Source organism: Acidipropionibacterium jensenii, assembly GCF_005890135.1.
In the GTDB taxonomy this organism is placed as follows: Bacteria; Actinomycetota; Actinomycetes; order Propionibacteriales; family Propionibacteriaceae; genus Acidipropionibacterium; species Acidipropionibacterium jensenii.
Genome location: NZ_CP040635.1, coordinates 448,461 through 460,807, shown reverse-complemented (window position 1 = coordinate 460,807; position 12,347 = coordinate 448,461). Strand labels below are relative to the sequence as shown.

The window sequence follows — 12,347 nt, the reverse complement described above, 5'->3', positions numbered from 1 at the left end:
CCCTGGTGATGCTGGCACTCTACGCAAGCAGTCCGACAGGAATTAGCAGGTATCTGATAAGTGGGGTTATCAGCACTATAAGACGCTGATGTCAGCCGGGAAGGGCACGGTGTTCCTGTCGCTGCCGGTGAGGACCGACGGCCAAACCACCGATCATCCAAAATGCACAGGAAGGACACACCATGTCCCAGCAGAACCCCGGCTTCAGCGGCCCGAACCAGCAGTCAGGTCAGCGCTTCACCGGTCAGCAGCCCGGCCAGCCGATGCCCAACGGCCCCTACCAGCAGTACCAGGGGCCCGCCTTCCAGCCGCCGCGCAAGCCGAAGAAGTCGATCTGGAAGCGCTGGTGGATGATCTGCTTCTACGTCATCGTGGGCGCGATCGTCGCCTCCCACCTGGGTGGAGGCGGGGACGACAACGCCAGCAGCGGTGCCGCCGGTGGATCGGAGTCCGCCAGCGCGGCTGCCGGCGGCGGTGCGGCGAAGGCGGCCGACAAGGCGAACGCGCAGGCCCCCTCGAAGAAGGCCGAGCCCACGAAGGAGGAGCCGAAGAAGGCCGGGATCGGCACCGCTGTGAAGTCCGGCGACCTGACCTTCACGGTGACCGGGTTCAGGTGCGGCGTCACGGTGTCCGACCCCATGGAGCAGCTCACTCCCCAGGGCCAGTTCTGCAAGCTGTCGGTGACGATCGCCAACGGCGGCAAGGGTCAGGCGACTGTCGATGACTCGCAGATCAAGATCTCCGACGCCAAGGGCAGCGAGTACTCCACATCCACCGACACCTGGGCCGTGGACGGCAGCATCTTCCTCAAGAAGATCAACCCCGGGAACAAGATGAGCGGCGTCGCCTACTTCGACGTGCCGAAGGGAACCACTCCCACCACATCCACCTTCAAGAGCTCCCTGTTCAGCGGCACCGCGGAGGTCGCCCTCTCCTGATCCGGTGCACACCGCAGGGGTGCAAAACGGTCGTGTCGGGCGATGACAGATTCTCTGTCATCGCCCGACACGACCGTCGGCGCTGTGGTCGCCCGGGTGGGCTCTGTCCGTCCCTCCTCAGTCCTCGACGAGCTCCCCGTCCGTGTAGAACCACCTCTTGGCCCGCCGCTCGAACCGAGCCTTCTCGTGGAGGACGTCGCGCTGCCCGTCGAGGCGGAAGGATGCGGCGTACTCGACGATCCCGTTCTTGTCGTCGGGCCCGCCCACCTCTGTGTCCAGCACCTGAAGACCGATCCACTCCAGACCGTCGTCGTCGACCAGCTCGGGGCGAGTCCGCGGATGCCAGGTGACATAGAGGTGGTTCCACTGGCCGAGGACGTGGGCGGTGTAGCGCGACCGCATCAGCGCCTCGGCGGTCGACGCCGTGCTCGGGTCGTCGAGTACGGGCCCGCAGCAGTGCCCCAAAGGCAGGCCGGAACTGCAGGGGCAGGGGTCAGAGGATCTCATGGCGTCCATCCTGCCCGGTGGGTGCCAGACCGGGCGCCCTCCATCAAGGACTGCTGCTGCGCCCATGCCGTGCAAGCCAGGCCATCGGCCCCGTCCGCAGTGATCTGGCCGGTCGGGTCAACACCGTGCCGATGAGTGAATTCGTCGTGTTCGACGACATGTGGCGCAACGGCAGATGAGAAATATCGGTATCGCTCGTCGCACCCCGCCGATTGACACCGTCGGGGCGTGTGATAACGGAGCCCCTCTCGTGGGAGTGACATATATCATGCATCGCTATTCAGAACGTCTGCGCCAAGACCTCAAGACATGATTTTGGCGGCGTGCTACAACATGTTCTGCAAGAACCGTCGCGATGATCCCTCCATGTGCATGGGAGGGTCAGTCGATGACGCTGACGAAGCCTCTGCCACGGCGTACGACAATCGTGAAGGAGGATGCTCCTCTCGCAGTGGAGGAATCGTATAACCCCTTGCCACGGCGGTATTGGAAGATGCTAACGGCACGGAGCCACGGGTCGGGTCACGGGATTCCCGGGGGTGTCCTGACATCGTTGTCTGATCATGTGATCTCGCCCTAGACACGGTGTGTCGAGGGGGCCTCCAGAGGCGTCGCGCTGGTGCGCCGGGCTTGCCTGCCTCAGTTGTCGCTGCTAGCGTTGACCAAGTTGTTCTTCCAGCAGGAGGGGCTATCAATTGCGGCATTTTCTCGTTGGGAGCTGATTATTCGGCGAGTCGTTCCAGGTGTCGTGGCGACAATTACACGGAAGGTCACACTCGAGTGGAAATCGTACGTGCATCACATGTCTACAAGGTGTTCGGAAGACGTGAGAAAGAGGTCGTCCGGCGGCTCAAGGAGGGGGAGTCCAGAGAGGCGCTGAAGACCCTGGGCACCGCCGCGGTGATCGACGCCAGCTTCTCGGTGCAGAAGGGCGAGACGTTCGTCGTGATGGGTCTGTCGGGATCGGGGAAGTCCACCCTCATCAGGATGATCAACGGACTGTGGACTCCCTCGGCCGGCAGCATCTCCATCGGCGACTCGGTGGTCTCCCAGATGAGCCCGGTCCGGTTGCGTCAGCTGCGCCGCGACCATGTCTCGATGGTCTTCCAGAGCTTCGCGCTGCTGCCCCACCTCACCGTGCGCGAGAACGCGGCCTACGGCCTGCGGCTCCAGGGCAGGATTCCGAGATCGGAACAGCTGGAGCGGGCCGACGAGTGGTTGCACACGGTCGGCCTCAAGGGCTGGGGGGAGAAGTACCCCCATCAGCTGTCGGGCGGCATGCAGCAGAGGGTCGGACTGGCCCGCGCACTCGCCGCGGAGACAGACATCCTTCTCATGGACGAGGCATTCTCGGCGCTGGATCCACTGATTCGCCGGGAGATGCAGGACCAGCTGATGGAGCTCCAGGCCCGCATCCAGAAGACCATCATCTTCATCACCCACGATCTCAACGAGGCGATGTACCTCGGCGACCACATCGCGGTGATGCGGTACGGCCAGATCGCCCAGATCGGCACCTCCGAGGAGATCCTCACCGAGCCCGCCGACGACTACGTCGCCGACTTCATCCAGGACGTCGACCGCACCCGGGTGCTCACCGCCTCCGCAGTGATGAGAGAGACCGAGGCCGTCATCTCCCAGAACGCCCGGCCCCGGTACGCCCTGGCAGTGATGGAGCAGCTCGGCGTCTCGGGAATGTTCGCCGTCGACGAGAACCGCAGGCTGCTCGGATCGATCCGCGACGAGCGGGTCGTCGCCGCCACCCGCGCCGGGGATGCCACCGTCGCCCACATCATCGACAACTCGGACATCCTCACCGTCAAGCCCGATGCCCCGCTGGCGAAACTCTTCGCGCCCAGCGCCAACGTCCGCCTGCCGCTGGCCGTGGTGGACGACGAGCTGCACCTGCTCGGGATCGTGCCCCGCGTCGCGCTCCTGGACTCCATGTCGCGCATGGACCAGGACGCCGAGGAGTCCGGCGTCGCCACATCGCTGGAGGACACCGGGGAGCTTCCGATCATCACCGATGATCACGAACCGGTCGGCCTGGAACCGGCCGACCAGAAGGCCCTGGCGCACCAGCCCGGCACCACCCACACCACCGACACCCGTCCGGGGACCACGGGACAGCAGGAGGTCAGAGCCTGATGGAATTCGATGTTCTCAATCCGCGCATTCCGCTCGGCAGCTGGATCGAGCAGTTCTTCGACTGGTTCCAGCACTGGTTCGGCTGGCTCATCGATGCCACCAACTGGGTGATCGGAGGCCTCTACAGCGGCTTGCAAACCGCCCTGTCGACGCCCCTCTACCTGGTGATGATGGTCCTCCTCGCCGCCCTGGCATGGCTGTGCGCGAGCTGGCGGGTCGCCGTGTTCACCCTCGTGGGGTTCTACGTCGTCCGCGCGATGGACCAGTGGAACCACACCATGCAGACCCTCGCGCTGGTGCTGGTCGCCGTCGTGCTGGCGCTGCTCATCGCGATTCCGGTCGGCATTCTGGCGGCCAGGAGCAAGAGGTTCTCGGCGATCGTCAAACCGGTGTTGGACTTCATGCAGACGATGCCCTCACTGGCCTACCTGGTGCCGGTCATCGTGCTGTTCAGCGTCGGACCGGTCCCCGGAGCCATCGCGACCATCATCTTCGCGCTGCCGCCCGGGGTCCGATTCACCGAACTGGGCATCCGGCAGGTCGACCGCGAGACGGTCGAGGCGGCCGCCGCATTCGGCGCCAGCCCGCTCCACATCCTCACCCGCGTCCAGATCCCGCTGGCGATGCCGACCATCATGGCCGGCGTCAATCAGGTCATCATGCTCGCCCTGTCGATGGTGGTGCTCTCGGGAATGGTCGGGGCCGGCGGCCTCGGCGGAGATGTGGTCGCCGCACTCTCCCAGGTCGACATCGGCCTCGGCATGGAGGCGGGAGTGGCCGTCGTCGTGGTCGCGGTCTTCCTGGACAGGATCACCGGCGGACTGGCCAATCGCACCCCGCTGGCCCGCGCCCAGAGGGCCAACTGAGGCCCATCCCCATTCACCATCCGACATGACACAGGAGAAGACACATGGTGAGGAAGAACCTTGTGGCCCTCACGGCCTTCATCAGCGCCGCCGCACTGGCGCTGTCGGGCTGCGGAGCCTCCAACAGCGGTACCGGCTCGGCGCACCCGGGTGGCAGTGACGCACCATCCTCCACCGTCGACAAGAAATGGGCCGACTGCACCCCCGGCGCAGGCGCCAAGGACGTCACCGGCATGAAGAAGGACGACGATCGGACGATCACCATCGCCGCCTTCAACGGCTGGGACGAGTCCTTCGCAACGGCTCACATGCTCAAGTACGGGCTCGAGAAGGACGGCTACTCCGTCTCCGTCAAGAGTTTCGACGCCGGACCGGCCTACACCGGAATGGCTGCCGGCGACGTCGACCTCATCACCGACACCTGGCTCCCGCTCACCCACGCCGACTACATCAAGAAGTACGGCTCCAAGCTGGAGAGCCTCGGCTGCTGGTACGACAACGCGCGGCTCACCATCGCCGTGAACAAGGACTCCCCCGCCACATCCATCGAGGACCTGAAGTCGATGGGCAAGGAGTACGACAACACCCTCTACGGCATCGAGGCGGGGGCCGGGGAGACGAAGGTGGTCAAGGACACCATGATTCCCGCCTACGGTCTGCAGAGCACGACGTTCAAGGTCTCCTCGACGCCTGCGATGCTGGCCCAGCTCAAGAAGGCGACCTCCTCCGGGCAGAACATCGCCGTCACCCTGTGGCGTCCGCACTGGGCCTACTCGGCCTTCCCGGTCCGCGACCTCAAGGATCCGAAGGGGGCGATGGGAGGGGCCGAGAACATCTACACCTTCGCGCGCTCCGGCTTCGGCTCCGACAGCCCCAAGGCCGCCCAGCTGGCACGCAACCTGGCCTTCAGCGATGAGGATCTGGCCAGCCTCGAGAATGTGATGTTCTCCGACACCGAGTACGCCGGCAAGGACAATGACAAGGCGGTCGCGCAATGGGCCGAGGATCACCCGGAGTGGATCAAGAAGTGGGAGCAGGGCACGCTGTCCGCAGGTCAGGGCTGAGCCCGTCCCCGGCGGGCCGCCCGCCACCGCGGCCGGTGGCTATCATGTCCGGGGAATCAGGCCGGGGCAGGACTGGCCCGGAAGTGCGGGGAGGAAGCCATGGCCGACTCGGTTCGATCCGCAGCGCCGGGTCGCCGGTCCGACGTCGGTGAGTCCGGGGGCGACCGGCTGGTCCCCGACCCCGACCACCAGGGCGCCTGGATCGTCCGGATCGGAGGGGCCGACCAGTCCTGGCTCGACCCCTCCGACCCCACCCGTCTCGAGTTCGACTACATGGAGCGGATCGCCGACCACCTCGACCTGCACCGGCCCGCCGGGGAGCGGATGAGGGTGATCCACATCGGTGGGGCCGGGATGAACCTGGCCCGCTACGTCACCGCCACCCGGCCCACCTCCCCCCAGATCGTGCTGGAACCTGACGCCGCCCTCACCGAGGAGGTCCGCCGCAAGGCACCCCTGGCCCCGCACTCCGGGATCAAGGTGCGCCCGGTCGACGGCCGGGCCGGGATCGCCGCGATGCGCGAGGACTTCGCCGACGTCGTCATCCTCGACGCCTTCGCCGGCGCCCGGGTGCCCGGCGAACTGGTCACCGCGGAGTTCTTCGCCGACGTCTCCCGGGTACTCCACCCCGACGGGATCATGGTGGCCAATGTCACCGACTCGGCACCCCTGAGCTGGACCAGGAGGGTGGTCGCCGGGATGCGCCAGACCTTCGGCCACGTGCTGCTGGAGGCCGAGTCGGCCACCCTCAAGGGACGCCGTTACGGCAACATCATCCTGGCCGCCGGCAACGCGCCGTTCCCGCTGGTCGACGTCATCCGGCGCTGCGCCGGAGCGGCCTTCCCGTTCAGGGTGGTGCGCGAGGCCGCCCTGTCGAGGATGCTCGCCGGGGTCCAGGCCTTCACCGACGCCGACGCCGCATCCTCGCCCGGGCCGCCCCAGGGCGGCACCTACTTCTCCTGACCACTCCCGATCCCGCCACGGCACCTGCTGCGCATCGTCTCGGAGAGGCGTCATCCAGGAGAGTCACTCCCGGCAGTCCTCGGCGTCGTCGCCGGTGAGCCACGATCGACCCGTGGAATGATGAACCCATGAGCTCCCACCAACCACCGCCGCAGGGTCAGTGGGGCCCGCCCGTTCCGCCGGGCGGCCAGCAGCGCGGCCCGCAGCCACCCCGGCACGCGGCCCAGCCGGGATGGCCCGGACAACCGGGCCCGGCAGGCCCGGGCGGCCCGTGGCCGGTCCCGCCGCAGTTCCAGCAGAACTGGCGACGCACCGCCGCCAACTTCCCGCGGCCCAGACCGCCGGGTGCACTCACCGCGGTGAGAGTCCTCGTGATGGGTCCCGGCGCGATCTGGCTGTTCGGCATCGGAGTGATCTGGTGGGCCTCGCGCGGGGCCTCCGACTCCGCTCTGGGAGCCGTCATGCAGACCTTCGTTCTCGGATTGGCGGCCGGTGACTGGGTGCCGATGGTGCTGCTGCCGGTGGCCGGGGCAGTGCTCACGATGACGATGAGAACCGGTCACCAGGTGGACCGCTGGCTGTTCACCGCACTGTCGGCCGCCTGGCTGGCATGGTTCTGGCGCAACGTCCACTTCCCCCTCACCCCCACCTGGCTCACCGCGGCACTGGTCGTGGTGGCCGTCACCCTCACCTGGAGCAGGACCATGAACGCCTGGGTGGCGATGGTCGGGATGTGGGAGATGGACCGCGCCGGACTCACCCCCGAGAGCAACGGACAATGAGCAGACGATCCCGCGGCGCCGAGAGCGCATCCACCACCAGACGGCGTCTTCGCCCCTTCGGCTGGACGGTCGTCTCACTGTGCGCGCTGCTGCTGGTGGCCGCGATCTGGGTCGGCTGGACCTGGTGGGGCAGCACGATGATCGCCGGCGACAAGGCGCGGGTCGCCGTCTCGGCAGCCAGGGCCTCCTGGTCGGCGTCGCCCGCCCCGGCCGGCTCCTCGTCGGCGACCTCGGGTCCGGCCGACGGCAAGCTCATCGCCGTGATGCGGATCCCCCGGCTGGGGACCGACTGGGCCTGGCCGGTGTACGCCTCCACCGATGACGCGACCTCGGCCCTGGACCACGGCCTGGCCTGGTACCGGGGGTCGGTGCTGCCCGGGCAGACCGGCAACTTCGCGGTGGCCGGACGCTCGGCCACCGGGGCCGACGCCTTCCGCCACCTGGACCGGGTCCGCAAGGGCGACACCGTGGTCGTGGAGACCCCCTCGAGCGTCTTCACCTACCGGATCGATGTGCCGCCCTCGGCGCTGACCGTGACCTCCTCCGACGACTGGGTCCTCGACCCGGTCCCCGGATATCCCGACGCCAGCGCCCAGCGCCCGCTCATCACCCTGACCACCAACCGCGACATGGTGCCCAGCTCGGCCCGGTCGGTCGGCGTCGGCCATCTGGTGTCCACCCAGCACCGGGTCTCCTGACCCGGGGGCCGGGATTCCGGGGAACCAGCCACTCCTGTGTCGCTGTGCCCTGGCCCGGGTCGTGAGGCCGGCGGGCTCCCGGCGTCCCTACCGCTCGCCCTCTGCCTCGGTAGGCTGGCCGACAGATCCCCTATCGGAAGGCAACCCCGAGATGACACTCCTGATCGTCATTCTGATCCTCCTCGTCGTGGTCGTCGGGGGTGGGGCCGGACTGTTCATCGCGCCGTACAACTCCTTCGTGAAGTTGCGCAACACCATCCAGGAGTCCTGGCGGCAGGTCGATGTCGAGCTGAACCGCCGCTACGAGCTCATCCCCAACCTGGTCGAGACGGTGCGGGCCGGGGCAGCCCACGAGCGCAACACCCTGGAGGAGGTCACCAGGCTGCGCAACCAGGCCGTGCAGCTGGCCGCCGGCTCCCACGGCGGCCCCGACGGCCAGCGCGACCAGGTCGAGTCCCAGCTCACCGGGGCGGTCCACAACCTCATCGCCCAGGTGGAGTCCTACCCCCAGCTGCGCAGCAACGAGAACTTCCTGGAGCTCCAGCGCGAGCTGGCCTCCACCGAGGACCGGATCGCCTCCGGACGCCGCTACTACAACGCCAATGTGCGCGCCTACAACACCAAGATCGAGAGCTTCCCGTCGAACATGGTGGCGAACATGTTCCACTTCGAGAAGGCCGGCTACTTCCAGGTCGACGACCCGGCGGTGCGCACCGCCCCCAGCGTCAGCTTCGGGGAGATCAGCCAGCGTCCGGCGCAGAGCCAGCCGGGCGGGCAGGGGCAGATCGGTCAGGGCGACCAGACGCCGGCCCCCGGCTACCAGGTTCAGCAGCCCGACAGCGCCGCTGCGCCCGAGATCCAGCAGCCTGCCACCGAGGCCAACCCGTTCCCGAAGAACCAGCAGGGCGGCCTCTTCGGCAACTGACCTGTCACGACACAGAGGGTGGTGGGTCACCGCTGATCCACCACGTGGAGGGGCCGACGGCGCCGAACGTGCGCCGTCGAGGGCTCAGCGGGTCTGGCCGGTCTCCGAACTGACCGGCTGGACCCGGCGGGCGCGCAGCCACTCCACGGCCATCGGGATGACCGAGATGACCACGATGAGGATGAGGGCCAACTCGAAGTTGTCCCTGATGAAGGACACCTGACCCAGGAAGTGCCCGGCCTGCACGGCGATCAGCACCCACGCGACGCCGCCGATCGCGGTGTAGGAGATGAACTTGCGGAAGTCCATCCGGCCGATCCCGGCGACCATCGTCACGAAGGTCCGCACCACCGGCACGAAACGGGCCAGGATGAGGGTCGAGGAGCCGTGCTTGGCGAAGAACTGGTCGGTCTTGTCGACATAGGCGGGGTTGAGGATCCGGCCCGCCAGCCCCTGGCGCGGGCGGAACAGGGCCGGTCCCAGCTTGCGGCCGATCCAGTAGCCGACCACGTTGCCGGCCACCGCCGCCACCAGCAGCACCACATTGACCACCAGCACGGTGGTGAACCGGTCCCCGTACTGGATCAGCGGCCCCGATCCGGCGGTGACGCCGACCGCGGTGAACATCCCGATGGCGAACAGCAGGGAGTCGCCGGGCATGAAGAAGATCGCCAGTCCGCACTCGGCGAAGACGATGAGGGCGACCACCCACAGGGCCGACGCTCCGGCCGCCTGAATGATGTGCTGGGGGTCCAGCCAGGAGGGCAGCAGGAGCGGGGTGAACAGGGAGGCGACACTCGTCATGGGGGACACAATACGTTGGAGCCATGGATGACAGCTGTGCAGAAGCGCCCGTGACGGACCTGTCGGTGCGCCTCCCACCGCCCGCCAGGCGGCGTCGGGAGGACGCCGACAGGGCCGCCGGGAAGGTTCCTGGCAAGGACTCCGACAAGGCTCCCGACAATGACTCGAGCAGGGACCCCGGCGAGGGCCCGACCTCGCAGGTGGGGGTGGGCCCGATGCCCGAGCCCTGGCCCACCGACCCGCGCTACGACCGCGAGCTGCTGAGGGAGGGGGACCGGCGCAACGTCATCGACCGGTACCGCTACTGGAGCGTCGAGGCGATCGTCGCCGAACTGGACACCCACCGCAGCCCGCTGCACATCGCCATCCAGAACTGGCAGCACGACTTCAACATCGGCTCGGTGGTGCGCACCGCCAACGCCTTCAACGTCTCCGGGGTGCACATCCTGGGACGACGACGCTGGAACCGGCGCGGCGCGATGGTCACCGACCGCTACCTCGACGTCCACCACCACGAGACGGCCGAGCAGTTCTTCGACTGGCTCGACGAGCACGGCGTCACCCCGGTGGGGGTCGACAACCTGCCCGGATCGGTCCCCCTGGAGGAGGCCGAACTGCCCCGCGACTGCTGCCTGGTGTTCGGATCGGAGGGTCCCGGACTGACCGACGAGGTGGTTGCCGGCTGTCGGTCCCTGGTGGCGATCACCCAGTACGGATCGACCCGCTCCATCAACGCCGGGGCGGCCTCGGCGATCGCGATGTACCACTGGTCCCTCCAGTGGGCACCGCACCACCGACCCCTCCTCTGAGTCCTTGCGCCGGGCCGACCCCCACTAGGCTCGGCTCCATGACAGACGATGGCGGACCGGCCCTGGAGGTTGCCTACAACCCCGTTCCGGCGGCCGGGCGGGTGGCCCGCCACCAGGCGACCCGGCTGAGGCTGGCCCTCCAGGCCCTGGTCATCGTCGCCGTCGTCGCCCTCATCTGGGCGATCACCCGGTCCTCCTTCGACCTGGGCACCCTGGCGGGCATGCTGGTCGGCTGGCTGGTCGTCTTCGCGGTCCTGTTCATCATCCAGAACCTGCGGCTGAGGGCGGCGCGCAAGGACCTGCTCACCATCAACGAGGGGGTCGTGCTGCGGCTGGATCCCCGCGGCATCGCGATGAGACGTGAGCAGCGGGTCACCGGGCCGCGCCGATCGACCCGCGAGGAGGACGCCGCCGACGGCTTCCAGACCGTCCCCGCCCACCCCGCCGACCCGGCCCTGGACCTGGTCGGCTGGCACGACGTCCAGGAGTTCGCGGTCCTCGGCAGCAGCATGGGATCGGGGCCCGTGGTGCGCCTGGTGGACGCCGCCGGACATCGCTGGGAGGTGCCGGTCTCCTGGCTGGACGCCCTGCCCGGAGCCATCGACTCGGCCGCCAGGGCATGGTCGGGGGGCCGCCTCGGGCTCGACGTCACCGGTCTGGACCGTCCCTTCTGAGCCGTTCCGGGCCGTTTCCGCGCAGCTGCCCACGGGTCGGGTCGGCGCTCGCGACGAAAGTGCGCGAGAATGGATGCCGTCATCGCGAGTACATCAGCAGAAAGGCACACATATGCCCATCGCAACACCTGAGGTCTACGCAGAGATGATCGACCGGGCCAAGGCCAAGGCCTTCGCCTACCCGGCGATCAACGTGACCTCCTCGCAGACCGTCAATGCCGCCCTGCAGGGTTTCACCGACGCAGGCTCTGACGGCATCATTCAGATTTCCACCGGCGGCGCCGAGTACGCCTCCGGCCAGACCATCAAGGACAAGGTCACCGGCGCCGTCGCGCTGGCCGAGTACGCCCGCACCGTCTCCAAGAACTACCCGGTGACCGTGGGCCTGCACACCGACCACTGCCAGAAGGAGAAGCTGGACTCCTACGTCCGTCCCCTCATCGCCCTCTCCCAGGAGCGGGTCGACAAGGGCCTGGACCCGATCTTCAACTCCCACATGTGGGACGGATCGGCCATTGAGCTCGAGGAGAACCTGCAGATCGCCGACGAGCTTCTCACCAAGGCCGCCAAGGCCCACATCATCCTCGAGATCGAGGTTGGTGCTGTCGGTGGCGAGGAGGACGGCGTCACCGGTGAGATCAACGACAAGCTGTACACCACCGTCGCCGACGGGATGCGCACCCTCGAGGTGCTCGGTCTCGGCGAGAAGGGCCGCTACACCACGGCCCTGACCTTCGGCAACGTGCACGGCGCCTACAAGCCCGGACACGTCAAGCTGCGCCCGGAGATCCTCAAGGAGATCCAGGACGCCTGCGGCGCCAAGTACGGCAAGGACAAGCCCTTCGATCTCGTCTTCCACGGCGGATCCGGCTCGACCCCCCAGGAGATCGCCGACGCGGTGTCCTACGGCGTCATCAAGATGAATGTCGACACCGACACCCAGTACGCGTTCTCGCGTCCGGTCGCCGACCACTTCTTCACCAAGTACGCCGGCGTCCTCAAGATCGACGGCGAGGTCGGCAACAAGAAGGACTACGACCCCCGCGCCTGGGGCAAGAAGGCCGAGGCCGGGATGTCCGCCCGTATCGTCGAGGCCTGCGAGGAGCTCGGCTCCAAGGGCACCTCGATGACCGCCTGATCCTCCCCGGATCGGCTCGACAACAGATTCG

13 protein-coding genes are annotated in these 12,347 nt (G+C 67.7%); 11 read left to right on the top strand and 2 right to left on the bottom strand.

Going from position 1 to position 12,347, the window contains the following annotated elements; genetic code table 11:
* Positions 1-182: 182 nt before the first annotated feature.
* Positions 183-938, top strand: a complete 756-nt coding sequence (locus FEZ32_RS02150; RefSeq protein ID WP_027586544.1) for a DUF4352 domain-containing protein — start codon at positions 183-185, stop codon at positions 936-938.
* A 117-nt stretch (positions 939-1,055) separates the two neighbouring features.
* Here FEZ32_RS02150 and FEZ32_RS02145 read toward each other — a convergent pair whose 3' ends face one another.
* Positions 1,056-1,445, bottom strand: coding sequence for a YchJ family protein (locus FEZ32_RS02145; RefSeq protein WP_138679784.1), 390 nt, complete (start codon positions 1,443-1,445; stop codon positions 1,056-1,058).
* Between the two features lie 780 nt (positions 1,446-2,225).
* On the opposite strand from FEZ32_RS02145, the gene FEZ32_RS02140 reads away from it, so the two are divergent.
* The 7 genes from FEZ32_RS02140 to FEZ32_RS02115 all read left to right on the top strand — a co-directional run bounded on the left by FEZ32_RS02140 (position 2,226) and on the right by FEZ32_RS02115 (position 8,891).
* The gene (locus tag FEZ32_RS02140; protein ID WP_138679783.1) at positions 2,226-3,593 is read left to right on the top strand and encodes a quaternary amine ABC transporter ATP-binding protein; all 1,368 of its coding nucleotides are present in this window, start codon (positions 2,226-2,228) and stop codon (positions 3,591-3,593) included.
* A complete protein-coding gene (locus FEZ32_RS02135; RefSeq protein WP_027586546.1) occupies positions 3,593-4,459 on the top strand; it encodes an ABC transporter permease in 867 nt (288 codons plus the stop codon). The genes FEZ32_RS02140 and FEZ32_RS02135 overlap by 1 nt, the downstream gene beginning before the upstream one ends.
* 44 nt (positions 4,460-4,503) lie before the next feature.
* Positions 4,504-5,523: a glycine betaine ABC transporter substrate-binding protein gene (locus tag FEZ32_RS02130; protein WP_027586547.1), complete on the top strand. Its 1,020-nt coding sequence runs from the start codon at positions 4,504-4,506 to the stop codon at positions 5,521-5,523.
* Between the two features lie 99 nt (positions 5,524-5,622).
* Positions 5,623-6,486, top strand: a complete 864-nt coding sequence (locus FEZ32_RS02125) for a spermidine synthase (protein WP_175415694.1) — start codon at positions 5,623-5,625, stop codon at positions 6,484-6,486.
* A gap of 128 nt (positions 6,487-6,614) precedes the next feature.
* Entirely contained in the window at positions 6,615-7,268 is a 654-nt protein-coding gene (locus tag FEZ32_RS13440; protein ID WP_175415693.1) for a hypothetical protein, read from the top strand.
* Positions 7,265-7,966, top strand: a complete 702-nt coding sequence (locus FEZ32_RS02120) for a sortase domain-containing protein (protein WP_051238316.1) — start codon at positions 7,265-7,267, stop codon at positions 7,964-7,966. The genes FEZ32_RS13440 and FEZ32_RS02120 overlap by 4 nt, the downstream gene beginning before the upstream one ends.
* Positions 7,967-8,117: 151 nt before the next feature.
* The gene (locus FEZ32_RS02115; RefSeq protein ID WP_097799338.1) at positions 8,118-8,891 is read left to right on the top strand and encodes a LemA family protein; all 774 of its coding nucleotides are present in this window, start codon (positions 8,118-8,120) and stop codon (positions 8,889-8,891) included.
* Positions 8,892-8,975: 84 nt separating this feature from the next.
* Here the strand turns inward: FEZ32_RS02115 and FEZ32_RS02110 are convergent, their stop codons facing one another.
* Positions 8,976-9,695, bottom strand: coding sequence for a VTT domain-containing protein (locus FEZ32_RS02110; RefSeq protein WP_138679782.1), 720 nt, complete (start codon positions 9,693-9,695; stop codon positions 8,976-8,978).
* Positions 9,696-9,910: 215 nt separating this feature from the next.
* Between FEZ32_RS02110 and FEZ32_RS02105 the strand changes: the two genes are divergently transcribed.
* The 3 genes from FEZ32_RS02105 to fbaA all read left to right on the top strand — a co-directional run bounded on the left by FEZ32_RS02105 (position 9,911) and on the right by fbaA (position 12,316).
* Positions 9,911-10,504, top strand: coding sequence for a TrmH family RNA methyltransferase (locus FEZ32_RS02105; protein ID WP_028703183.1), 594 nt, complete (start codon positions 9,911-9,913; stop codon positions 10,502-10,504).
* 38 nt (positions 10,505-10,542) lie between these two features.
* The gene (locus FEZ32_RS02100; protein ID WP_097799336.1) at positions 10,543-11,178 is read left to right on the top strand and encodes a hypothetical protein; all 636 of its coding nucleotides are present in this window, start codon (positions 10,543-10,545) and stop codon (positions 11,176-11,178) included.
* Positions 11,179-11,290: 112 nt separating this feature from the next.
* Positions 11,291-12,316, top strand: a complete 1,026-nt coding sequence (gene fbaA, locus FEZ32_RS02095; protein WP_028703181.1) for a class II fructose-bisphosphate aldolase — start codon at positions 11,291-11,293, stop codon at positions 12,314-12,316.
* Positions 12,317-12,347 lie beyond the last annotated feature (31 nt).

What these genes read in the sequence shown, in the direction of transcription:
- FEZ32_RS02150 (WP_027586544.1), top strand. Translation starts at nt 183, where the DNA reads ATGTCCCAGCAGAACCCCGGCTTCAGCGGCCCGAACCAGCAGTCAGGT.
- FEZ32_RS02145 (WP_138679784.1), bottom strand. Translation starts at nt 1,445, where the DNA reads ATGAGATCCTCTGACCCCTGCCCCTGCAGTTCCGGCCTGCCTTTGGGG.
- FEZ32_RS02135 (WP_027586546.1), top strand. Translation starts at nt 3,593, where the DNA reads ATGGAATTCGATGTTCTCAATCCGCGCATTCCGCTCGGCAGCTGGATC.
- FEZ32_RS02130 (WP_027586547.1), top strand. Translation starts at nt 4,504, where the DNA reads ATGGTGAGGAAGAACCTTGTGGCCCTCACGGCCTTCATCAGCGCCGCC.
- FEZ32_RS02125 (WP_175415694.1), top strand. Translation starts at nt 5,623, where the DNA reads ATGGCCGACTCGGTTCGATCCGCAGCGCCGGGTCGCCGGTCCGACGTC.
- FEZ32_RS13440 (WP_175415693.1), top strand. Translation starts at nt 6,615, where the DNA reads ATGAGCTCCCACCAACCACCGCCGCAGGGTCAGTGGGGCCCGCCCGTT.
- FEZ32_RS02120 (WP_051238316.1), top strand. Translation starts at nt 7,265, where the DNA reads ATGAGCAGACGATCCCGCGGCGCCGAGAGCGCATCCACCACCAGACGG.
- FEZ32_RS02115 (WP_097799338.1), top strand. Translation starts at nt 8,118, where the DNA reads ATGACACTCCTGATCGTCATTCTGATCCTCCTCGTCGTGGTCGTCGGG.
- FEZ32_RS02110 (WP_138679782.1), bottom strand. Translation starts at nt 9,695, where the DNA reads ATGACGAGTGTCGCCTCCCTGTTCACCCCGCTCCTGCTGCCCTCCTGG.
- FEZ32_RS02105 (WP_028703183.1), top strand. Translation starts at nt 9,911, where the DNA reads ATGCCCGAGCCCTGGCCCACCGACCCGCGCTACGACCGCGAGCTGCTG.
- FEZ32_RS02100 (WP_097799336.1), top strand. Translation starts at nt 10,543, where the DNA reads ATGACAGACGATGGCGGACCGGCCCTGGAGGTTGCCTACAACCCCGTT.
- fbaA (WP_028703181.1), top strand. Translation starts at nt 11,291, where the DNA reads ATGCCCATCGCAACACCTGAGGTCTACGCAGAGATGATCGACCGGGCC.